Here is a 19,625-nt window from a genome sequence, read left to right as displayed (position 1 = left end):
TTAATCCTTCATATAAAATGAAGCCTCAAAGCCAGCTGCCTTGAGAGGCAGGCCAAAAGCCCAAGCTGGGCTTTTGGCCATGATCTCCAGCACCCCGCCCAGAGAGCCTTGGCCAATAGGGGCGTCAATAATGACCTCATCATGGACATGGAACACTATTTCATAGCCGGCAGTCCAGAGCGCTCGCATGGTGTCCCGGAGGCAGTCCCGGGCGGTTGCCTGGACGATGTTCTCCACCAGCTTGCCGCCGTAGGTCTTGAGCCGGGACCAGGTCTTTTTCTCCTGGTCCACCCCCATGTAGGTGATGCTCTCCTTGTTAAACTTGGGTTCGGGCTCCAGACGGGGGTGGAAGTAGGCCAGACGGCGCCCGGAGGGGAGCTGAATAAACAAATAGCCCCGCTCACAGAAGAACTTGACACCGTGTCGGAGAGCCACCCGCTCCCCCTGCACCGCCCGGATGGCGGCATCCTCCACATCGTACCAGTAGCGGACGATATGCGGGTTGGCCCGCCTCCAGCGGTTGACGATGCCCGGCAGCTCCTCTTCCGGGATGCCGCTCTCCAATGCGCCCATGCGCTTGAGAGCGCCCACTCCGCCCTGGTAACCACAGGCCAACGTGGCCACCTTGCCCTTGGGGCGGAGATCGGCGTGGGGGCCGCCCTTCTTGATGTCATTCTTGACCTTGTGGAACATCATGGCGGCGGTGGCCTCGTAAATGAGGCCGTCACCCTTAAACTCCTCCAGCACCCACGGTTCATTGGCCAGCCACGCAATCACCCGGGCCTCAATAGCGCTGTAATCGGCAATGATAAACCGACAGCCCTCGGAGGGGATGAAGGTAGTGCGGATGAGCTGGGAGAGGACAAAGGGCGGTGATCCGAAGAACATTTCTAACAGGTCAAACTCCCCATTTCGTACCAGCTCCCGGGCAAGGTCCAGGTCTTTGAGCTTGTTCTGGGGAAGGTTTTGCACCTGCACCAGCCGCCCTGCCCAGCGGCCGGTGCGGTTGGCCCCATAAAATTGGAGAAGGTTATGCACCCGGCCATCCTGGCACAGGCCTCGCTCCATAGCCTCATACTTGCTCACGGAGGTCTTGGCCAACTCGGAGCGGATGGTGAGCATCCTGCAGGCCTCGGGACTCTGCACCTGTTTCTTAAGCTTGGGCATGGCTTCCTTGTTGAGGCTTGGGACCTCAATGCCCTCGTGCTCTGCGAGCCAGCGCTTGAGCTGCGGGGCGCTGTTGGGGTTATCCAAGCCGGTGATCTCCCGGGCCTCCTCGGTGAGGCGGGTGGTGTATTGATTGCTGAGCTCTTGGGCCTGGCGCATGAGCACCGTATCTACCCGGACACCCAGGTCATTAATGTGCTGGTCCTGCTGCCAGGCTAGCTGCTCGGCCTCGGGGATGTAAAAGCCAGAGAGCCGCTGGCGGATGTCCACCTCCACTTCCACATCCCGGATGTTGTACTTTTTGAAAAGCTCCCATTTTTCCGGGGCATCCTCCGGGCGGTTACGGGTGCGGCCGCCGTTGGCTTTGGTGGGCTTGCAGGGCTTGCAAAAGTATGCGATGAGCTCCTTGCCCTCGGTCATTTTTTGCTTGTCCAGTCCCAGAGCGGCACCGGCTGCGGCCAGGGTGCCTGGCAGGCCCAGATTGGCAGCCAGCACCATGGTGCAGTTCCATTGCTCCGGGGGCATAGGCGTTTGAAACCACCGGGCCAGACAGGTGCGCTCAAAAGCGGCATTGTATGCCGTTTTCAGCACAGCGGGGTCTGTCAGTAGGGCCATGAACTCCGTGCTCCCGGTGATGCCTCCACTAGCCAGATCCAGCAACCGGGTGGGCTCGTTATCCACCTTGTAGGAAATGAGGAGGATTTCAAAATCCTCCGCCTCGGTGTAGGGGCGGACGCCGGTGGCCGTCAAGTCCACGCTGGAAAAAGTCTCAATATCAATGGCCATAATTTTGGCATAGGTTGCTTTTTCCATGTTGCCCTCCTTATGGCGGGGGCCCCGCCGCCTGGTCGGTGGCGGAACCCCGGGTTTTAGTCGAGGTCATCAAAGTCCTCATCGCCCTCATAGTCATCGTCAAAATCATCCTCCGCACGGCTGCGACCACCCAGAGGCATACCGTCCGCCACCTTCTGGATGTTGTTGAGGCCAGCGGCTACACCGTTGTTGCCAGAGGTGGAGAAGGGATAGAAGTTGGTGGAAAAACGGCAGTAGCAGCCGCTATACACCTCAGAGGTGCTCATGATCTCATGCTTGGCCAGATCCACAATGCCGGGAGCGGTTTTGCTGTTGGCGTTGAGAAAGTAACAGTCAGCAAAGGCCTCATCATCGGGACGCTCCTCATCGCCGTCACGCAGGGGTAGCTTGAGGTTGACGGGCTTCTTGCCCTTCCACTTGGACTTGATTCCCTCCTGGATGGCGGCATCCACAGCGGCCTTGATCTTCTTGATGGTCACCTTGTCGCTCTTAGGGATGATGATGCAGGCGCCATACTTGGGATCAGAATTGCCGTCAATGCTGACGGGATCCCACACATGGGAATAAGATAGGCGGCACTTGCCGGTAATGACCTTGGTAGGCTGGATAGTAGTATTAGACATAGCGTTTTTACTCCTTTACAAATTTTTGCGGATGTTCTCGCAGATTTCGGTGACCTTCTCGGCCATGGCGGCGCCTCATTGGGGTATATCGTCCGCAAAGTCCTCTGCGGCCTTAGCGGCGGTGTTCAGCTCCGGGCGCTTGTCGCTCACGGGCACCAGCGTGGGGGAGCCTGCGGGCTTTTCAATGAGCCCGCCCACCAGCTCGGCCAGCTTTTTGGTGCCAACCAGCTTTTCCATGGCGGTGATGCCCAGCAGCTCCTTTGGCTTGTAGATGTCAGCGGTGGCAAAGCCGGCCTTTTTGAGGCGCCGGGCAATTGCCCCTTCATTGACATAGCGGCGGTTGGCACGGCCCTCCACCACCTTGAAACCAGGGAATTTCTCGCCGTGGTTGATGGCGGCGTCCTCCGCATACTCCTTGACCTGCTTTGCCCAGGACAGCAGACCCGGCAACCGTTCCAGAACCTCGGCAATCTCATCATTGTCCATGAGGGCGGCGTTCTGGAAATCCTTGGCGGCCAGCTCAAGCTGGTACTCTGCCCGGGCCTTGCAGGTGGCCCCGGCTTTGCACCATTTACAGGTCGCCGCCCCCGGGGCAAAGGGGCCCTCGCCAGCATAAGCTAGAGCGGCCCGGGGCTTTAGGTACTCCGCCGCCCATGTCTCCAGGTTGCCCCGGTCAATGACAGCAGTGGAAATGCTGTCCAATCGGGGCTGGTAGATGGTCATGCGGATGGCGGTAATCTCATAGAATAGGCTGAACGCCAGCAGGCAGCCCAAGGCGTAGATCTTCATTTGGGGGTTGTCCTCGGCACTCACGGGGATGCCGGAGCCATACTTGAGGTCGATGACATCCATGAGGCCGTCCGCAATGATGACGCAGTCCGCGGTGCCAAAACCGTCCGGGACATACTCGGAGACCTCAATGCGCTGTTCCACAAAGATACGCGGATCAGGGCAATGGCTCTTTGCATCGGCATAGCACTCGCCCACAAAAGCCACATAGTCCTCCATGTGCTCCAGCATGGCGCTGGAATATTGAGGGTCTGCCTGGACCTCGGCCAGCTCCTCGGTGATGTCCATACCCTCATACTCTGCCCGCAGCAGGAGCTCACCCAGGCGGTGGGCCAGGGTGCCATCGGTAGCGTAGGCATTGCCGGTGTCCGGCAGGCCCTCCTCCAGGCGGGCGCTCGGGGTGCAGTTGAGCCAGCGGTGTGCGCTGGACGGGCCCAGCAAGGCATGGTCACTTGGCATTGAGCTCACCCAGCTTTCTCATAAACTCGGGGTACTGCTCGGGGAGCATACTTGTAAAGCCGGAGATGCCAAGCTCTTGGAAGATAGCCCGAATGGCGGGCTTTCCATGGACTCTGGAGGCTTTAATGCCAGCCTCTCTGACAATTTCCGGGGTAAGGGCCGGGCCGGGGGAGGGCTCCTCCACAGCCTCGCCGCCACCAGGCTCCCAGTCACCAGCGAGGGCCTCGGATTCCGGTGTGGCCTCGGTCACGGGCTCGGACGCCTCAGATTGGTGCGGACGCTCCTGGACAGTTTCGGCTGGAGGCTCCGGCTTGCTCCGATCCTCAACAGGGGTCACAGATAGCCCCGTCATTTTGGCCAGCTTGGCCAAGTCGGCCAGCGCCTCGGCAGCGCTGTTGCCGGTTATCTTGATTTCAAACATCTTGACTTTTTCCTTTCGTTCTCCCTATAATGGGAGTGTAGTATTTCAGTGCTTGCGCTGGACCTGCCGCTCGTCGATGTGCCAGCATCGCGGGCGGCTCTTTTTTTGGCCAGCTCGTCAGCACTATGGATAATGGGCCGGTCTTGCCTGCCGAGTACCGCCTGCCGGATGATCTCGGCCACTAGGGCCAATACAACTGCCAATACCACCAGCAGGCTAACACCCAGCACGGCAATTAGTAGGTTGCTTGCCCACATTGATTGTCACCTCCTTATATCTGTAATAGTTCGGGGAGACTGTCCTTATCGGTCGCTGCTCGGAACAAGTTTCCCTGTGTCATATAGAAGAAAAAGGGGAGGGAGTGGAAACAGCTTGTCCCACGGCCTACACCCTTATTGCTTCCAAATGCAAAGGGGCACATGCCGTCGTAGGTGGCGCGCAACAGCCACGCCGGATCCTTATGTAAGAATTCCGCCACCTGCTTGGCGGTCAACAGGCCGTCCTGCGTCTGGTACTCCACCAGGTTATACAGCTGCTCATACTGCCACATAATTACCGGCGGGATTGTTAGGTTTGTACTCATTTGGGTTTATCTCCTTTCATTGCTTCTTTGTGAGACGGATTGAATTTCTCTCCTTATAGTGATAGAATTTCACTAGAGAGGAGGTGAAAACATGCCTCACAAAATAGATGAATTTGAATTTTCTTCAATTGAACAAGATTTTACCGAATTATCTCAAGTTCTTATCAATACTGGCAATGAAATGTCTAACTTTTCTGAACAACTACAAGAAGATATCAACTTTGAAGCAGATCGAAAAATTAAGCATATGGAAAATATCAGTAAAATGGAAAAACATCTTAGTTCCATTAACTCCAATGTGAATGGCATTAAATCCGAAGTACAAACAGAAAGAGAAGAGCGAAAAGACGCTGATGAGCGAAACATGCGTTATACCAAGCGGTGGAACAGAATTACTCTTATGGTTTCTCTGCTCGCTATCGCTATTGCTCTTTCCAGTTTCTTGTGCCAGTTCTTTGGATTTGACTTACATTGAAAACCGCATGACTACCGCAAGAATCGCAAATATCATAGCAATGACCGAAAGAGTTAAAGCTACTACTTGTCCATTACTCGGTCCCATTATTTTTCCCTCCTTTCACCGCTCCCTTGTGGAGCGGCTTTTCTTTTTGGTAAAAAAATTTGTTGAAATTTTCTCTTTTGGTGTGTAAAATAAGAATTATAATCGAAAAAGAAAGGAAGAACTAAAATGAAAAAGATTTTTCCCGTTATCGCTTGTCTAGCTGTAGCACTGTCAATGTCTGCATGTACCTCTGGTGGTGAATCTTCTGCCGCTCCCACTGGTAATGCATCATCTGCCACTACTGTGGCTTCATCCTCTCCCGCATCATCTGTTGCTCCTGCTTCGTCTACCGCTGAGGAATCTTCTACAGCTCCTGTGAGCTCGGAAGCGCCGAAGGAAGGAACTCGGAAAAACCCTATAGCCGTTGGAGAAACCGTTACATTTGACGGTATGGGCACCACTTTTGACCAGTATACAGTTGAGTTAACCGTCACCGAAGTCGTACGTGGGGAAGAAGCCGCTGCAATCGTCAAAGAAGGAAATCGCTTTAACGATGAAGCTCCATCTGGCAAAGAGTATATCTTGGTGAAATTCCACATCAATGCATTAGATAGTGCAAATGATGAGAAAATAAACCTCAATAACGCGCTGTTTGATTTCGTCAGTAAAAGCGGCGTGAAATACGACGATTTTGTTTCTGTCGCAGGATTGGAACCGGCGTTAACTGACGTATATGCTGGTGGTGAGATAGACGGTTATGTCCCCGCTCTTATTGATGAGGGAGATTCCCCCAACGTCGTATTCTTAGAGCGTAACGATGGTGGAATTTGGTTCGCAACAGAATAAGCTTTAACTTTGGCCTCCGCATTTGTGCGGAGGCTTTTCTTTTAGCTCGCTTTCGAAATGGTTGGTTGCTTTGGTTGAATAAAAAAGTCTGTATTTACGTTTAACGCCCAGCAGATGACTTCATACTCCTCAAAAGTAAGCCGTCGTTTTCCTTTCAAAGAAAGATTGAGCTTCGATGTTGAAATATTAGTTCGTTTACTTAGACTTTTTTGGGTAATACCATTTTCGTCAAGGTGCTTTTTTATTTTTTCTCCTACGCACATGTCGCCACCTCCAATTTCGATTATTTCGAAGTTCAACTATATTATAAGTCGATTATTTCGAAATATCAAGATAAATATTTCGATTTAATCGAATTTTCGTCTTGTAATTTCGAAATTGTATGCTATAATTAATTTATAGATATGAGGTGATAAAATGACTTTTGGGAAAAAGTTGAGAATAGCTCGTCAAAAAAAAGGATATACACAAAAGGAACTAGCCAAATTAGTAGGAGCTAAACACAACTCTGTAAGTAATTGGGAAAATGATCAAAATAAGCCAGATCCAGATACTATTGAATTAATTTGTGGCGTATTAGGAATTACCCCGAACTACATCTTGAGTGCTTCTCAAGATGAAATAATGGATGAAAGGAGTAAGGCACTTATAAAAAAATACCAGTCCCTAAATGAGACTGGTAAAGATCAAGTGGACAGCTATACAGATTATATCCTCAACAATCCAGCCAACCGAAGGGAACAAACCCAAGAGGCCGGCAAAAAAGGGGAAAGAATGTGTGAAGTAACATCACTGCAGGATGAAAACGGTAATGAGGATATCGTACGTGTGGCGGTGTATGATTCTGACGGTAAGATAGTAGGTTACGATCTGGTCACACGAGAAGTCTATGAGAAGCTGGAAGAGCTGGGCTTCACGGTTGGACAAGAGCGAGAGTTAAGAGTTGCTCAACCTACCGATGCCGAAGTCAATCAGGCTATTGAGGATTACTTGAAGCAGCAAGAGGATGAGCAATAAAAAAATCCCCGTTTAGAGCTGGAAACTCTAAACAGGGAAGCGGAGAAAGAATAGCGGGTTATGCATTTACATCCTCCGAAATTATTATACTTTATCCAGTTCATCTACTACAATATCTAGTTCTATTTCTGTCTCTTCAAAAGCATCAGACAATCAAACTTCTGAACAGCATGATATCTCTATTGAATATGGGTGGAATCCAGCTAAATCTTCTGCTGAAGAAGGAAGCACTGCGCATGAAGATGAAATTTTACTGAAGGCGATCGATGATGCAAAAAATATTTCAGAAGAAGATGCTGAAGTTTTGTGGGGAGAAGCATTTGATTATCTTATAGAACATATGGATAATTTTTATGAAAGCAACGACATTATGGAAAGATCAATGTACTATGGGCAATTTGTATACAAGTATATTGAGGAGAATGCCGTAGCCAATAACAAGTCACAGTTGACTGATAGTGTAGAAGCAGCCTATGATGCAACTTACAACACCGTAAAGGCTATTAAGTACGTGTACCGTGGTGCTGAAAAAGTTGAGGATGAAAGTACGCAGATAGCCTTGACAAAAGCTCAAGAAAATCTTAGAAAATTCAAGTAAATAAAAAAAGCCGCCCTCCTGTTGGTGCAAGACGATGGGTATACTTATTATTGGACGGCAGGGGGGGAGCGTATATCACTCCGATCCGTCGTGCTATCACATCAGAGATAAGGCGCAGGCATCTGGTATCCTGCAAGACGCGCTAGACTCGGGCAAGCGGCGGTTGTGTCTAAATTGTGCCGGGAAATAATTAGTTTTAAAAATAGCAAATTTGCTATTGATATATTATAGCGAATATGCTATAATATAATTGAAAGGGGGAGATAAAATGCCAACAATATGTATGTTTCGCGGGATCAAAATTTATATTAACTGGCGTGACCATATGCCACCGCATTTCCACGCGACATACGGCGGCGAAGAAGTGATAGTCTCCATCAATGATATAGAGGTGCTGGAAGGAAAGATACCAAACAAACAGCTAAAGATGCTGTTGGGCTGGGCGGCTTTCCATCAAGACGAACTGATGGAGAACTGGGAATTGGCAGTAAAAAAGCAAGAATTGTTTGCAATTGAGCCGCTGAAATAAGCGGCTCACTCCTCTACCAAACACGGAGGTGATTTGATGAGCAAAAGTATAGAATATTATCTTTCAAAAGGTTTTAGCCACGCCGCTGCTGTGTATTTTTCAAATGGGCGCAAAAGGATGGTGGCAGTTGAACCCAATAGAGATTTCACATTGACACTTACCTTTGAGGGCGGCGAGAAGCGAAATTATGATGTGAAGCCCTTGCTGGAGCCGGGGACGGTATTTGAATCGCTTCTGGACTGGGATAATTTCCGTCGTGTATATCTTGATGATTGTAATGATGTATGCTGGGACATAGACCCTAATGTAGATAGTAATGTAGTCTGGAATAACAAAGTGGATCTTTGCTCAGATAGTTGCTATATTGATAGTGTCCCAGTAGGAGGGGCTACGAATGTCTGACCAATGTATTGCCCTGATTGATACAATCACCGAGATACGGAAATCAAAAGGCTGGACGCAGAAGAAACTGGCGGACGAATGTGGATACACACAGTCAGTAATAGCGAGATTAGAGAGCAAAAAAGCGGAGCCTCAAATCAGCACTCTCATACAGATAGCAGCTGCCCTAGGGTACACGTTAGAGATTGTGCCCCAAAAATAAAAAGCCGCCCTCCTGTTGGCGCAGGAGAGCGGCTGGTGGATAAGCCTGGGCCTATCCAAGTACAAGTACCTAACAATTACATTGTACCACGATAAGCCCGGGATATCAAGCCCCGGGCATTCTTATGCCCATTTTTAGGAGGTAAGGTACAATGCCAAGAAAGAAAAAAGAACAGCCAAACCGGGCGAATGGTCTCTATGAAGTCAAGATGACCGTAGGGAAAAAGATGGATGGCAGCCCCATCCGGAAATCATTCTACAGCCATGTCAGTAAGGATGATGCCCGCCGGCAAGGGCAGAAGTATATCCAGGATATGCAGATCGCCAACCTGACCGGAAACACGTTTGTAGAAAAAGATGTCACCTTCGGCCAGTGGGCGATCAGATGGTTGGAAACATATAAGAGGGGAGAGGTAGACGAAAATACCTATCGTTTCACCTACAAAAATACGGTTTATAACCATCTTATACCGTATTTTGGGGGTGCGCCCTTGACAATGATCCGGCCTATTGATATCAAGGAGTTCTATGCTACAAAAGCGAATCTATCTGAGTCAGGTTTAAGTAAAATTCGAATGTGTTTGAATATGATATTTGAAACGGCTATTGACAATGATCTGTGCTACAAAAATCCTGCAAAACGAGTATCTTATACATCGATTGCAGAGAAGACAGTAAAACGCGTCTATACGGATGAGCAGATTGATCTGGTAGAAGAGTATGCACTAACTCGAATGCCAGAAGTAATTGTATTGCTGGAGACAGGAGTGCGTCGTGGGGAACTCTTGGGGTTGTCCAGTCAAGACATAAATTTGACACATAGAACATTATCGGTTAACAGATCCATTACAGACAAGCAGGGAGGAGGGGTACTGATCAATCCTCCCAAATGGGATAGCTATAGGACTAACCCATTATCAGAAAAAGCTATCTCTGTGTTACAGTGGAGATGTCAGACAGATGGGTATCTGTTTCCAGGCTGGGATGGAGGGCCTCAACATCCTAATACGTGGTCCCGGCGTCTAAATCGCTTCATGAAAAATCTTAACAGAGAATACCCAGAAATACCAATGTTGACGGCGCATGAATTAAGGCATACATACGGTACGAGGTTGCGCCGTGCTGGCGTAGACATCTACACAATCCAGAAGATAATGGGGCATAAAGACATCAAAATGACCAGTGAAATCTATGTTCACAATGAGATCGATACATTGCGGGAAGCGTTAAAAGATGTCCTATAACAGCTTGAATTTACTACGACATTTCAGCTCGTTTTTCGCTATAATACAGTTAGTCGTGAAATGAAAAAGCCCCATTTCATGCGATCTAGCAGGGTATAAATTGGTACAACATGGCGTTGAAAAAAGTATGGGGTTCAAGAGGCCGCAGGTTCGACTCCTGTCACTCGGACCACGACAAGTGTTCTTATAGCATTTGAAAAGCTGTAAGAACACTTGCCTTTTTTGTTGTTTTTATCCGGCGATTTCTGCTGGGGCGTAGTTGACAAATACTCCCTTCCGGGTATTGACGGTCACATCAGGAATTGGCAGGGGCAGCATTTAATATACAACACGCAATACTACTGTCTTCTGAAATATGCTGTTTTAACATTGTTACTAAGGAATTTAGCTTTTCCTTTAAAGTACCTATATGTGAGTATCATGGGCTATATGTAAATCTGAAATCTGCAAAATATACAATGGTTGCTCACCTCTTATTTTTTGTAAGGAACCCTTGCTGAATGCTCATGGTTAATAAAGAAGCAAATAAGACAATGGCAGCCGCCACTATTCCGAATAATTAAGACAGTTAAGCAACTGATATTCTCAACTGCCTATTATGTTTTTTATCAGAATTGGTTAGAAAAATTACACAACTGCATGGCAACACCATCTTTCATGAGTTGAAAGCCGTGTTTTTCATAAAAAGCAGCATTTTTTCTTTCTTCTGGCATGACTTCAATATACAGATAGTCCTTGTATTTTTCTTTTACCATTTCTACTAATGTTCCGGCAATTCCCTGCCCTTGATAATCAGGGTGAACCAGAACATAGTGCATATATGCCATCATTTCGGTGTCGTCTAAAATCCGCACTAATCCTACAAGCTGGCTGTCATCCCAAGCAGTTAGAACCGTAGAAGAATTCTGCAATGCTTTGTATAAACGGGAGGGATATTTTCCCGATAACCAACCCACAGAAAGGAATAAATCTTGTATGGATTGTTGAGTAAATTTCTTTTCATCAGTATAAGTAATCATGTTAAACATCTCCTGTTTTATTTTTTACTATGATAATCACATTTTTGACATTGTGGTAGTGAGCATTCTGTGTTTTCGTGATGATAAATTCCCGCCCACTGGCAAATACTTTGTAGAATCGGTACAACGGATTTTCCCTTATCCGTTAGACTGTATTCTACATGTGGTGGTATTTCATTAAATTGTTGACGAAACACAATCCCGTCTGCTAACAGTTCTTTCAGAGTTGCAGCCAGTACAGCATCCGTGATATTGCTCATTTCTCCACGCAACACACTATACCGCAATGTTTTTTTCTCTGCCAGTACACAAATAATACGGGACTTCCATTTTCCACCGAAAATCTCAAGACCATATTCAAGTGGACACCTAATATCTTTTTCAAGTTTTGGTTTATACATTGTCTTAACTCCTTATAATATTCCATACGCAGTAGAGTAAGAACAGACCGAGAATGAAATTGATGATTTTAAAATGTTTGACGTAGGTTCCCTGTAATTGGAGTCCAAGAGCAGCCCATGCAAGACAGGCAATACTTCCAAAGGAAACAATGCCAATTCCCGAAACAAAAAGTCCCACTAAGCTCTTAATATTTGGAATTAGGTAAACAGTTAATAATGTCATAATATAAAAATATATTTTAACATTAACTAATTGCAAAAGAAACCCAGTCTGAAAAGTTGGTGTTTTCTCTTGCGTAGTTGTTTGCGGATGGCTGCGAATGATATGAAATGACAGCCACAACATATAAACAGCTCCAATATATTTTAATATAGCAAGAGCTGGCTCTAAAACATGGTTTAAACAGTAAAGTGTCAGTGTGCATAAAAATTGCACACACAGGTATCCACAGCAAATACCCAAAATCAATCGCTTGCTTTTTTTCCAGCCAAATTTTGTTGTTGTATTCATAGCCAGAATATTACCTGGTCCGGGCGTATAGGAACTTACTGTCATATATCCAAGCATTGTCCCCAAAAGAGATAAAGTCATTTCTGCACACTCCTATCTGATATTCAACGCGGTTTTATTATACAGGGAAAACCCTCATAAGACAAGTTACTATGAAAATTATTAGCAACTTATAAAACAACCAATATCTTTTATAGATTGAGCTGAAATGCTATGATATTACCAAGCTCACAGGAGCAAATAAAAATCATGCAAAGGAGATATCACAATGAATGTAAAGGCTTATTTGGAAATCACAATGAAGATTGATGCGGAAAAACGTCCGGCAGCGGCAAAGGTTTATACCGACTATCGCCAGCCATTCCTTGATACGATTGAGGGAGCTTTAACCAAGGACTTACTCATTCGTGACGAGGACGTACAGGTACTTCACGGGTTCGACAGCGTAGAACACGCACAGGCATATCTTTCAAGTGACATGTTCAAGAATGATGTATTTGTTGGATTAAAACCGCTCTGGAGTGCTGAACCTGATGTGAAAATTTATACGGTTGCGTAATTTTGCAAAATAGCAAATCCAGCCGAGCCAGTCAATAGCAAGATGAACGGGCTTCGCCCGCTATTGACAGCCACGCCTGCCTTTGCTGACAGGCAGCCAAGAGGACGATAGCCCAGAGTGCTATCGCCCTCTTTTCATCATTAAAACGAAATACCCGCCGCCCATCACAGCGGCACATACAAGCAGTAAATCTGAAAAAGGTTTGCTGCTTTTTTGCGCCCATTTTCAAAAATCCTGTCCTACTCTTTGGCAAATTTCAAAACTGTCCGTGTAAAAGACTAAACAGAAATTTTTTGGAATCCAGCCCGCAGAGTTGGCAAAATCGGATTTTCATGTGGTGTGGGTAGTGAACGGGAAAACAGACAGCGGAAAGCGGGCAGGACGAGCCGCCGCAATCGTCATATTTACGGAAACAAGCCAAAATGCCCTTTGCGAATTGTAGCAGGGATAGAGGGCGGGGAAAGCGTGAGTTTCTAAGAGCAAGATTCTACCGCAGTACCAAAATTCGCTTATCGCTCATTTTGCCCCTGCGGGAATCTTGTTGGGGAGTGCCTTCCCCAAACCCTGCTTATGCGGCTTACGCCGCTGAAAAATCCCTCAAAATATTTTTTCGGATTTTTCAAAAACAGTTCCGCTTTACCCCCTGTTTTTCTCCTATTAGTGAGAGGACACCACGCACAGAAAGGAGGTCAACGACCATGCGAAAGAGATACAACACGCCCCACCGCAGCCGGGTAATCAAAACACGATTGACAGAGGAAGAATACAGCGAGTTTTCCGAGCGTGTTACCCTTTGTCAGATGAGCCAGTCCGAGTATATCCGGCAGGCCCTTATGAAGTCGAGAATTACCCCCGTCATTACCGTTTCCCCGGTCAATGAGGAGCTGCTGTCCGCTATCGGGAAGCTGACCGCAGAATACGGGAAGATCGGGAGCAACCTCAATCAGATTGCCCGCTATCTGAACGAATACGGAACGCATTACCACGCCCTGCCCGGTGATGTGAAAGCCGCCATTTCCGACCTTGCCGCCCTCAAATTTGAAGTCTTGCAGAAAGTAGGTGAAGCCGTTGGCAACATTCAAACATATCAGCTCTAAAAATGCTGATTACGGAGCCGCCGAGAAATACCTCACTTTCCAGCACGACGAGTTTTCCATGAAGCCCACCCTTGACGAAAGCGGGCGGCTTGTGCCGAGGGAGGATTACCGCATAGCCGCCCTTAACTGCGGGGGCGAGGATTTTGCCGTTGCCTGTATGCGCTCCAATCTCCGCTATGGCAAAAACCAAAAACGGGAAGATGTGAAAAGCCACCACTACATCATCAGCTTTGACCCACGGGACGGGACGGACAACGGCTTGACCGTAGACCGGGCGCAACAGTTGGGAGAGCAATTCTGCACCGACCATTTCCCCGGACACCAAGCCCTTGTCTGCACACACCCGGACGGGCATAACCACAGCGGCAATATCCACATTCATATCGTCATAAACAGCTTGCGCATAGAATCCGTCCCGCTTCTGCCCTACATGGACAGACCAGCCGACACACTGGAGGGCTGCAAGCACCGCTGCACAGACGCAGCCATGGAATATTTCAAGAGCGAAGTCATGGAGATGTGCCACCGGGAAAACCTTTATCAGATTGACCTTTTGCATGGGAGCAAAAACCGCATTACCGAGCGTGAATACTGGGCGCAGAAGAAAGGGCAGCTTGCCCTTGACAAAGAGAACGCCGCCCTTGCAGCCACCGGGCAGCCCGTGAAGCAGACCAAGTTTGAAACGGACAAGGCGAAGCTGCGGCAGACGATACGGAAAGCCCTTGACCGGGCAACCACCTTTGACGAGTTTTCCGCTTTGCTTCTGCAACAGGGCGTGACCGTCAAGGAGAGCCGGGGGCGGCTTAGTTACCTCACACCCGACAGGACGAAGCCCATCACGGCGAGGAAGCTGGGGGACGATTTTGACAAGGCTGCTGTCCTTGCCCTGCTCACGCAGAACGCCCACAGAGCCGCCGAACAGACCACAGCCATACCCGAACACCACAGCACCCAGAGAGGACGCTTGCAGGAAGAAAAAACCGCAAAAACCGCACCGAAAGAGAACGGATTGCAGCGCATGGTTGACCGGGAAGCCAAGCGGGCCGAGGGCAAGGGCGCAGGCTATGACCGCTGGGCGGCAGTACACAACCTCAAACAGATGGCGGCTACCCATAACTTCCTCACGGAAAATGAACTGCTTGACCCCGACAGGCTGGACGCAGCCGAAAAAGCCGCAAGGGAAACCTTATCCGAGAAGCGGGAGGCGCTCAAAACCGTTGAAGCCGCTCTTGCCGCAAAGAAGGAGCTGCGGAAAGCCGCTAATGATTACCGCCGCACCCGCCCCACCGTTGATGAACACAGAAAGCTGAAAGGCAAAAAAGCAGACCGCTATTATCAAGCCAACGAAGCGGATTTTATCATTTACGAAGCGGCAAAGCGGAAGTTAAGAGAACTGCACCCCGGTAACAAGCTGCCCTCACGGGACAAGCTGAACGCCGAGATTGAAGCCTTGATTTCAAAGAAAAACGCCCTTTACAACGAATACCGGGAAGCAAAGGCAGCCCATGAGCGGCTGTTTACCGCACAGCAGAACGCGCAGAAGCTATACCGCCAGCCGAGCCGCAGAAAGGAGCAGAGCCATGAACGATAGACCGCTGCCGAGAATGAACTACACCCAATACCGCAAAATGTGCCGCCTTGTGCATGAGTGCTGCAATTATGACGGCGGCAACTGTATTTTACTGGACGACGGCGAGGGCTGCGTGTGCGTCCAGAGCATTTCCTACTCCCTGCTCTGCAAGTGGTTCAGGATTGCCGTACTGCCCCTTGACAAAGACCTTGCCGCCGTCCTTTTCCCCGCCCGGCATGGGCTAAGGCGCTGCGGGGAGTGCGGGCGCAGCTTTTCCCCGCCAAGGCACAACACCCTCTACTGCCCGGAGTGCGCCGCCAGACGGACACGCCGGAAGAAACGGGAATGGGCGGCGAGGAACAGGGGCAGACCGTAGAAAAAGTACCCCTGAAAAACCCAGTAAAATCAAGGCTTTTCAAACGCCGCTCAAAGGGTATGCGATAGATTTATCCTTTTCCCTCAAAAAACGCCTTTTCATGCGTAACAGAAAACGCAGAGAGCCACCGCAGAAAAGAGGTGATTACCATAACCAAGTATATGACCGCAGAAAGCAAGCTGCCGCCTTATATTCCCTATCCCCGTTTCCTGCTTGCCGCAGACCTCACGCAGATTGCAAAGCTGCTCTATATCCTGCTGCTTGACAGGGCGAATTTGTCCAAATCCAACCAATGGACAGACGAACAGGGCAGGATTTACCTTGTGTTCCCCATAGAGAAACTGTCAGAAGCGATTAACCGCAGCCACATGACCGTCAAGACCGCCCTGAACGAGCTGGAGGCGGCAGAACTGATTGAGAGGAAGCGGCAGGGCTTTTCCGAGCCAAACCGTATTTATGTGAAGCTGCCGGACGGACAGGAAACTATCCCCTAATAACTTGAGTAAGAATAACTTGAGTATTAGTAACATGAGAGAGAGTAAAGAAGCCCCCGCCGCTTTTGGCAAATATGGGAATGTGTTTCTCTTGCAGGACGAATACGAAGAACTGAAAAAAGAAATCCCCGGTATTGACAGGCTGATAGATGAGTTATCCGGCTACATCAAATCCGAGGGCAAACAATACGCCGACCATGCCGCTACCCTGCGGAGATGGTACGAACGGGAGAAGCCGACAAAGGGCATACCCGATTACACCTACAAGGAGGGTGAGAGCTTATGACAAATGATTTTGAAAAGATATTTGATACCGCAGCAGAGCCGGAGGACTACAAGGGCGAGGACGGACTGCTTTACTGCGGCAAGTGCCGGACACCGAAAGAAGCCTATTTCCCTGCTGATAAGATTGCCCTGTTCGGGCGTGACCGCCACCCGGCAGAATGTAAATGCCGCAGGGCAGAGCGCATGGAGCGTGAAGCCGCCGAGCAGCGCAGAAAGCACCTTGACACCGTAGAGGACTTGAAACGCAAGGGCTTTACCGACACAGCTATGCGCCGCTGGACTTTTGAGAATGACAACGGGAAATGCCCGCAGCTCCCTATGGCAAGAAAGTATGTAAAGCGTTGGGAGCAAATGCAGGCTGAAAACGGCGGACTTCTGTTGTGGGGCAAGGTAGGCACAGGCAAGAGCTATTTTGCCGGGTGTATTGCAAACGCCCTCATGGAGCAGGAAATCCCCGTTAAAATGACAAACTTTGCCGTTGTCCTCAACGACCTTGCCGCCGGCTTTGAGGGCAGGAACGAATACATTTCCCGTCTTTGTAGCTACCCCCTGCTTATCCTTGATGATTTTGGCATGGAGCGCGGCACAGAGTACGGTTTAGAGCAGGTCTACCATGTGATTGACAGCAGAAGCCGCAGCGAAAAGCCCTTAATCGTTACCACAAACCTCACGCCGGACAACCTGCAAAACCCGCAGGACACCGCCCATGCCCGTATCTATGACCGTCTGCTGGAAATGTGCGTGCCGGTATTCTTTACCGGGGAGAACATACGCAGAGCCGCCGCCCAGCAGAAAATGGAACGGCTAAAAGAACTGCTGAAGTGAAAGGAGAAGCCTATGACAGATAAAAAAGAGCATATCAGGCAGAGCATGAGAAGCACCGCCCCCGCCGACTGCGTGACGGAGATCCGCATAGGCAACTCCGTCCTTGTCGTGTCCGGGTTTTTCAAGAAAGACGGAAAGGAAAACGCCGCCGATAAAATGGCGAAGGTCTTGGAAGCCGAAGCCGCTACGCAAAAACCGTCATATATTTTGGGCGTTAAGAAAAGGGTGGCTGCTTCAAAACAGCCGCCCTAAAATAAGGGGATATACAAGATATTTTTCTGTTCGGATGCCTGCAAACCCCTGATATTACTAGGTTTTTTCAAAAAGTTCTGTATCACCACTCATACCATAAGAAAAACCGTAGGAAGCCTAGTGAAATGGGCGCTCTTGCGGCTTTTTTGTTTTGCCCGGAAATTGTTTGAGAGAACAAGAATTTGCACTACTACGACACTTAAAGCTGCTATAAACAATCTTACTAATATTGATCCTATATTCGACTATCAGGTTGACATTCCTACAGTTTGTCCTCGGTGTCATACCGCTGTACAGCCAGATATCTTAGCTTCTTTTTATCACGTGAAAAACAACTACAAGATCCTAGTACTTGATCTATTTTGCTCGTTCTGTGAGAACTTTTTTACGACTTTTTACTCCATAGATGACATAGACAACGTGGCCTACCATATTTGTCCCGCAGAAGTATTACCTATGAAATTTGAGAAATCTATAGAGTCGTTATCTCCCTCGTTTTGCAGCATAATGCAACAAGCTAATGAGGCGGAACAAATGCAACTTTTAGAAATATGTGGATTGGGTTACCGAAAAGCTTTAGAGTTTTTAGTCAAGGATTATTTCATTCATAAAAACCCTAATGATGCAGAGAAGATCAAACTTGAACCTCTCGGGAAATGCATCAAACGCATTGAAGACGAAAGGGTTAAAATTCTAGCTGAACGTGCGACTTGGATTGGAAATGATGAAAGTCACTACATAAAAAAGCATGATAATCTTGATATTTCTTCGATGAAAAAGTTTATCCATGCATTATTGAGATATATAGAATCCGAACTTACTTTTGAGGAAGCTCTCTCTATAGATCCAAAGTAGTTTGTCGTTTCTCACTCGTCTGTTGACCAAAGCAGATTTCCTTCAAAGTCCCAGTATGGAATAATCCGTCTGACAGGGTCTTCTGATGTTCCCCGCCCTATAACTGATCAAGTTTCTATTACTTGAGTTACCCGTGTGCTGTCTATACCCTTGGGAAGGACAGCTCTTTTAATTTCTTCGTGTTTCATCCATATTTCTCCTTCCTTTTAGCTGACTTGATCTGGCCTCGAAATAGTACGTCCTTATTCATATTTGGGAAAATTTGTTCGGATAATGCATGCTTGATCCCAAATGAAAGGACTAGCCCCTTCGATTTTGTAGCGTAATGCTCTTTCAGAAATTTTTAAATGACGAACGCTTACTGACCTTTTTACGCCTCGCTTGTCTATCAAATTTTTCCAATACGCGAACCTCATACAATTACCTCTCAATTAAAATACCAACGTTGGAACCTTAATTCGAGTGTAGTACCATAAAAAGAATTTTTCAATACTATTTTGAAAATAAAAGTACCAATATAGGAACTTTTATTCTTGACAAGGGCATTATTTTAGCTTATATTAAGGATAAGAGGTGATCCCATGGGGTTAGAAAAAATTACAGAGTTGCGAAAGGCAAAAGGCATGACTATTGAAGATTTAGCGATTAAATCAGAAATACCGATCAGCACCATCAAAAAAATAAGTGCGGGAATCACTACAAATCCTAATCTGGATACGGTTATAGCCCTTGCCAGAGCATTAGAATGTAAGTTGGATGATTTTGATGACACTTCTTCGGTTAGTATGCATATGCCATCCAGGGACCAGGAACATATAAAAAAATACCAGTCCCTGAGTGAAACTGGTAAAGACAATGTAGATAAGTACACCGATTATATTCTCAGCAATGAAGCCACCGAACAGGAGAAACCCCAAGAGGATGGCAAAAAAGGGGAAAAGAATTGTGAAGTTGTATCACCTAGAGAAAGGGAAGACAACGCAGATGTAGTGCAAGTAGCGGTGTACGACTCTGACGGTAAGATAGTCAGTTATGACCTGGTGACACGAGAAGTGTATGAAAAGCTGGAAGAGTTGGGTTTCACGGTTGGACAAGAACGAGAGTTAAAGGTTGCCCAGCCCACTGATTCGGAAGTCGGCTTGGCAATTGAAGATTGCTTAAATCAAAAAGACGAACAATAAAAAATC

Annotated in this window: 28 protein-coding genes; 18 read left to right on the top strand and 10 right to left on the bottom strand. The window is 47.9% G+C overall.

What is annotated here, in order from left to right:
- From C12CBH8_RS06495 to C12CBH8_RS06470, 6 genes are all read right to left on the bottom strand, one after another.
- Entirely contained in the window at positions 1-1,980 is a 1,980-nt protein-coding gene (locus C12CBH8_RS06495; protein WP_215532799.1) for a DNA polymerase, read from the bottom strand.
- A gap of 56 nt (positions 1,981-2,036) precedes the next feature.
- Complete coding sequence (locus C12CBH8_RS06490; protein WP_215532798.1) at positions 2,037-2,603, bottom strand: DUF2815 family protein; 567 nt, start codon at positions 2,601-2,603, stop codon at positions 2,037-2,039.
- Between the two features lie 75 nt (positions 2,604-2,678).
- Positions 2,679-3,851, bottom strand: a complete 1,173-nt coding sequence (locus C12CBH8_RS06485) for a DUF2800 domain-containing protein (RefSeq protein WP_215532797.1) — start codon at positions 3,849-3,851, stop codon at positions 2,679-2,681.
- Positions 3,841-4,203 (bottom strand): hypothetical protein, encoded by a 363-nt coding sequence (locus C12CBH8_RS06480; protein ID WP_215532796.1) that lies wholly within the window; start codon positions 4,201-4,203, stop codon positions 3,841-3,843. Before C12CBH8_RS06480 ends, C12CBH8_RS06485 begins: the two co-directional genes overlap by 11 nt.
- 50 nt (positions 4,204-4,253) lie before the next feature.
- Positions 4,254-4,529: a hypothetical protein gene (locus C12CBH8_RS06475; protein ID WP_215532795.1), complete on the bottom strand. Its 276-nt coding sequence runs from the start codon at positions 4,527-4,529 to the stop codon at positions 4,254-4,256.
- A 14-nt stretch (positions 4,530-4,543) separates the two neighbouring features.
- On the bottom strand, positions 4,544-4,855 hold the full coding sequence (locus C12CBH8_RS06470) for a hypothetical protein (protein ID WP_215532794.1): 312 nt from the start codon (positions 4,853-4,855) through the stop codon (positions 4,544-4,546).
- Positions 4,856-4,946: 91 nt separating this feature from the next.
- On the opposite strand from C12CBH8_RS06470, the gene C12CBH8_RS06465 reads away from it, so the two are divergent.
- Positions 4,947-5,330: a hypothetical protein gene (locus C12CBH8_RS06465; protein ID WP_215532793.1), complete on the top strand. Its 384-nt coding sequence runs from the start codon at positions 4,947-4,949 to the stop codon at positions 5,328-5,330.
- Positions 5,331-5,543: 213 nt separating this feature from the next.
- On the top strand, positions 5,544-6,203 hold the full coding sequence (locus C12CBH8_RS06460; protein ID WP_215532792.1) for a hypothetical protein: 660 nt from the start codon (positions 5,544-5,546) through the stop codon (positions 6,201-6,203).
- 41 nt (positions 6,204-6,244) lie between these two features.
- On the opposite strand, the gene C12CBH8_RS06455 is transcribed toward C12CBH8_RS06460, so the two are convergent.
- On the bottom strand, positions 6,245-6,466 hold the full coding sequence (locus C12CBH8_RS06455) for a helix-turn-helix domain-containing protein (protein ID WP_215532791.1): 222 nt from the start codon (positions 6,464-6,466) through the stop codon (positions 6,245-6,247).
- A gap of 154 nt (positions 6,467-6,620) precedes the next feature.
- Here C12CBH8_RS06455 and C12CBH8_RS06450 point away from each other — a divergent pair, with 154 nt between their 5' ends.
- The 6 genes from C12CBH8_RS06450 to C12CBH8_RS06425 all read left to right on the top strand — a co-directional run bounded on the left by C12CBH8_RS06450 (position 6,621) and on the right by C12CBH8_RS06425 (position 10,194).
- Complete coding sequence (locus C12CBH8_RS06450) at positions 6,621-7,220, top strand: helix-turn-helix domain-containing protein (RefSeq protein ID WP_215532790.1); 600 nt, start codon at positions 6,621-6,623, stop codon at positions 7,218-7,220.
- 304 nt (positions 7,221-7,524) lie between these two features.
- Positions 7,525-7,818, top strand: a complete 294-nt coding sequence (locus C12CBH8_RS06445) for a hypothetical protein (RefSeq protein ID WP_215532789.1) — start codon at positions 7,525-7,527, stop codon at positions 7,816-7,818.
- A gap of 268 nt (positions 7,819-8,086) precedes the next feature.
- Complete coding sequence (locus C12CBH8_RS06440) at positions 8,087-8,347, top strand: DUF4160 domain-containing protein (protein ID WP_215532788.1); 261 nt, start codon at positions 8,087-8,089, stop codon at positions 8,345-8,347.
- Between the two features lie 36 nt (positions 8,348-8,383).
- On the top strand, positions 8,384-8,749 hold the full coding sequence (locus C12CBH8_RS06435) for a DUF2442 domain-containing protein (RefSeq protein WP_215532787.1): 366 nt from the start codon (positions 8,384-8,386) through the stop codon (positions 8,747-8,749).
- A complete protein-coding gene (locus C12CBH8_RS06430) occupies positions 8,742-8,951 on the top strand; it encodes a helix-turn-helix domain-containing protein (protein WP_215532786.1) in 210 nt (69 codons plus the stop codon). The genes C12CBH8_RS06435 and C12CBH8_RS06430 overlap by 8 nt, the downstream gene beginning before the upstream one ends.
- 151 nt (positions 8,952-9,102) lie before the next feature.
- The gene (locus C12CBH8_RS06425) at positions 9,103-10,194 is read left to right on the top strand and encodes a tyrosine-type recombinase/integrase (protein WP_215532785.1); all 1,092 of its coding nucleotides are present in this window, start codon (positions 9,103-9,105) and stop codon (positions 10,192-10,194) included.
- 608 nt (positions 10,195-10,802) lie between these two features.
- On the opposite strand, the gene C12CBH8_RS06420 is transcribed toward C12CBH8_RS06425, so the two are convergent.
- Genes C12CBH8_RS06420 through C12CBH8_RS06410 form a run of 3 tightly spaced genes read right to left on the bottom strand, consistent with a single transcriptional unit; the run spans position 10,803 to position 12,206 of the window.
- Positions 10,803-11,213: a GNAT family N-acetyltransferase gene (locus C12CBH8_RS06420; RefSeq protein WP_099322048.1), complete on the bottom strand. Its 411-nt coding sequence runs from the start codon at positions 11,211-11,213 to the stop codon at positions 10,803-10,805.
- 17 nt (positions 11,214-11,230) lie between these two features.
- Positions 11,231-11,614: a winged helix-turn-helix transcriptional regulator gene (locus C12CBH8_RS06415; protein ID WP_099322047.1), complete on the bottom strand. Its 384-nt coding sequence runs from the start codon at positions 11,612-11,614 to the stop codon at positions 11,231-11,233.
- Positions 11,615-11,618: 4 nt separating this feature from the next.
- Entirely contained in the window at positions 11,619-12,206 is a 588-nt protein-coding gene (locus C12CBH8_RS06410) for a LysE family transporter (protein WP_099322046.1), read from the bottom strand.
- Positions 12,207-12,393: 187 nt separating this feature from the next.
- Here C12CBH8_RS06410 and C12CBH8_RS06405 point away from each other — a divergent pair, with 187 nt between their 5' ends.
- The 10 genes from C12CBH8_RS06405 (at position 12,394) to C12CBH8_RS06365 (ending at position 19,619) form a co-directional block, all read left to right on the top strand.
- Positions 12,394-12,684, top strand: coding sequence for a hypothetical protein (locus C12CBH8_RS06405; RefSeq protein ID WP_215532784.1), 291 nt, complete (start codon positions 12,394-12,396; stop codon positions 12,682-12,684).
- Positions 12,685-13,382: 698 nt separating this feature from the next.
- Positions 13,383-13,781: a plasmid mobilization protein gene (locus C12CBH8_RS06400; RefSeq protein ID WP_099322044.1), complete on the top strand. Its 399-nt coding sequence runs from the start codon at positions 13,383-13,385 to the stop codon at positions 13,779-13,781.
- A complete protein-coding gene (locus tag C12CBH8_RS06395; protein ID WP_215532783.1) occupies positions 13,753-15,372 on the top strand; it encodes a relaxase/mobilization nuclease domain-containing protein in 1,620 nt (539 codons plus the stop codon). Before C12CBH8_RS06400 ends, C12CBH8_RS06395 begins: the two co-directional genes overlap by 29 nt.
- A complete protein-coding gene (locus tag C12CBH8_RS06390; RefSeq protein WP_215532782.1) occupies positions 15,362-15,727 on the top strand; it encodes a cysteine-rich VLP domain-containing protein in 366 nt (121 codons plus the stop codon). Before C12CBH8_RS06395 ends, C12CBH8_RS06390 begins: the two co-directional genes overlap by 11 nt.
- A 140-nt stretch (positions 15,728-15,867) precedes the next feature.
- Positions 15,868-16,221: a replication initiator protein A gene (locus C12CBH8_RS12045; protein WP_425503763.1), complete on the top strand. Its 354-nt coding sequence runs from the start codon at positions 15,868-15,870 to the stop codon at positions 16,219-16,221.
- A 34-nt stretch (positions 16,222-16,255) separates the two neighbouring features.
- Positions 16,256-16,507 (top strand): hypothetical protein, encoded by a 252-nt coding sequence (locus C12CBH8_RS12040; protein ID WP_425503762.1) that lies wholly within the window; start codon positions 16,256-16,258, stop codon positions 16,505-16,507.
- The gene (locus tag C12CBH8_RS06380; RefSeq protein WP_099322040.1) at positions 16,504-17,331 is read left to right on the top strand and encodes an ATP-binding protein; all 828 of its coding nucleotides are present in this window, start codon (positions 16,504-16,506) and stop codon (positions 17,329-17,331) included. The genes C12CBH8_RS12040 and C12CBH8_RS06380 overlap by 4 nt, the downstream gene beginning before the upstream one ends.
- A 12-nt stretch (positions 17,332-17,343) precedes the next feature.
- Complete coding sequence (locus C12CBH8_RS06375) at positions 17,344-17,583, top strand: transposon-encoded TnpW family protein (RefSeq protein WP_099322039.1); 240 nt, start codon at positions 17,344-17,346, stop codon at positions 17,581-17,583.
- 456 nt (positions 17,584-18,039) lie between these two features.
- Positions 18,040-18,438 carry a DUF4145 domain-containing protein gene (locus C12CBH8_RS06370; protein ID WP_215532781.1) on the top strand — a complete coding sequence of 133 codons (399 nt, stop codon included), beginning with the start codon at positions 18,040-18,042 and terminating at the stop codon, positions 18,436-18,438.
- Between the two features lie 581 nt (positions 18,439-19,019).
- On the top strand, positions 19,020-19,619 hold the full coding sequence (locus tag C12CBH8_RS06365; protein WP_215532780.1) for a helix-turn-helix domain-containing protein: 600 nt from the start codon (positions 19,020-19,022) through the stop codon (positions 19,617-19,619).
- Positions 19,620-19,625 lie beyond the last annotated feature (6 nt).

Source organism: Solibaculum mannosilyticum (genome assembly GCF_015140235.1).
GTDB lineage: Bacteria > Bacillota > Clostridia > Oscillospirales > Acutalibacteraceae > Solibaculum > Solibaculum mannosilyticum.
The sequence above is the reverse complement of the archived record's forward strand: the minus strand, read 5'-3'. Positions and strand labels throughout refer to the sequence as shown.

Excerpts from the sequence above, each read along its gene's own strand:
- C12CBH8_RS06495 (WP_215532799.1), bottom strand. The coding sequence starts at position 1,980 with ATGGAAAAAGCAACCTATGCCAAAATTATGGCCATTGATATTGAGACT.
- C12CBH8_RS06490 (WP_215532798.1), bottom strand. The coding sequence starts at position 2,603 with ATGTCTAATACTACTATCCAGCCTACCAAGGTCATTACCGGCAAGTGC.
- C12CBH8_RS06485 (WP_215532797.1), bottom strand. The coding sequence starts at position 3,851 with ATGCCAAGTGACCATGCCTTGCTGGGCCCGTCCAGCGCACACCGCTGG.
- C12CBH8_RS06480 (WP_215532796.1), bottom strand. The coding sequence starts at position 4,203 with ATGACGGGGCTATCTGTGACCCCTGTTGAGGATCGGAGCAAGCCGGAG.
- C12CBH8_RS06475 (WP_215532795.1), bottom strand. The coding sequence starts at position 4,529 with ATGTGGGCAAGCAACCTACTAATTGCCGTGCTGGGTGTTAGCCTGCTG.
- C12CBH8_RS06470 (WP_215532794.1), bottom strand. The coding sequence starts at position 4,855 with ATGAGTACAAACCTAACAATCCCGCCGGTAATTATGTGGCAGTATGAG.
- C12CBH8_RS06465 (WP_215532793.1), top strand. The coding sequence starts at position 4,947 with ATGCCTCACAAAATAGATGAATTTGAATTTTCTTCAATTGAACAAGAT.
- C12CBH8_RS06460 (WP_215532792.1), top strand. The coding sequence starts at position 5,544 with ATGAAAAAGATTTTTCCCGTTATCGCTTGTCTAGCTGTAGCACTGTCA.
- C12CBH8_RS06455 (WP_215532791.1), bottom strand. The coding sequence starts at position 6,466 with ATGTGCGTAGGAGAAAAAATAAAAAAGCACCTTGACGAAAATGGTATT.
- C12CBH8_RS06450 (WP_215532790.1), top strand. The coding sequence starts at position 6,621 with ATGACTTTTGGGAAAAAGTTGAGAATAGCTCGTCAAAAAAAAGGATAT.
- C12CBH8_RS06440 (WP_215532788.1), top strand. The coding sequence starts at position 8,087 with ATGCCAACAATATGTATGTTTCGCGGGATCAAAATTTATATTAACTGG.
- C12CBH8_RS06435 (WP_215532787.1), top strand. The coding sequence starts at position 8,384 with ATGAGCAAAAGTATAGAATATTATCTTTCAAAAGGTTTTAGCCACGCC.
- C12CBH8_RS06430 (WP_215532786.1), top strand. The coding sequence starts at position 8,742 with ATGTCTGACCAATGTATTGCCCTGATTGATACAATCACCGAGATACGG.
- C12CBH8_RS06425 (WP_215532785.1), top strand. The coding sequence starts at position 9,103 with ATGCCAAGAAAGAAAAAAGAACAGCCAAACCGGGCGAATGGTCTCTAT.
- C12CBH8_RS06420 (WP_099322048.1), bottom strand. The coding sequence starts at position 11,213 with ATGATTACTTATACTGATGAAAAGAAATTTACTCAACAATCCATACAA.
- C12CBH8_RS06415 (WP_099322047.1), bottom strand. The coding sequence starts at position 11,614 with ATGTATAAACCAAAACTTGAAAAAGATATTAGGTGTCCACTTGAATAT.
- C12CBH8_RS06410 (WP_099322046.1), bottom strand. The coding sequence starts at position 12,206 with ATGACTTTATCTCTTTTGGGGACAATGCTTGGATATATGACAGTAAGT.
- C12CBH8_RS06405 (WP_215532784.1), top strand. The coding sequence starts at position 12,394 with ATGAATGTAAAGGCTTATTTGGAAATCACAATGAAGATTGATGCGGAA.
- C12CBH8_RS06400 (WP_099322044.1), top strand. The coding sequence starts at position 13,383 with ATGCGAAAGAGATACAACACGCCCCACCGCAGCCGGGTAATCAAAACA.
- C12CBH8_RS06390 (WP_215532782.1), top strand. The coding sequence starts at position 15,362 with ATGAACGATAGACCGCTGCCGAGAATGAACTACACCCAATACCGCAAA.
- C12CBH8_RS12040 (WP_425503762.1), top strand. The coding sequence starts at position 16,256 with ATGAGAGAGAGTAAAGAAGCCCCCGCCGCTTTTGGCAAATATGGGAAT.
- C12CBH8_RS06380 (WP_099322040.1), top strand. The coding sequence starts at position 16,504 with ATGACAAATGATTTTGAAAAGATATTTGATACCGCAGCAGAGCCGGAG.
- C12CBH8_RS06375 (WP_099322039.1), top strand. The coding sequence starts at position 17,344 with ATGACAGATAAAAAAGAGCATATCAGGCAGAGCATGAGAAGCACCGCC.
- C12CBH8_RS06370 (WP_215532781.1), top strand. The coding sequence starts at position 18,040 with ATGAAATTTGAGAAATCTATAGAGTCGTTATCTCCCTCGTTTTGCAGC.
- C12CBH8_RS06365 (WP_215532780.1), top strand. The coding sequence starts at position 19,020 with ATGGGGTTAGAAAAAATTACAGAGTTGCGAAAGGCAAAAGGCATGACT.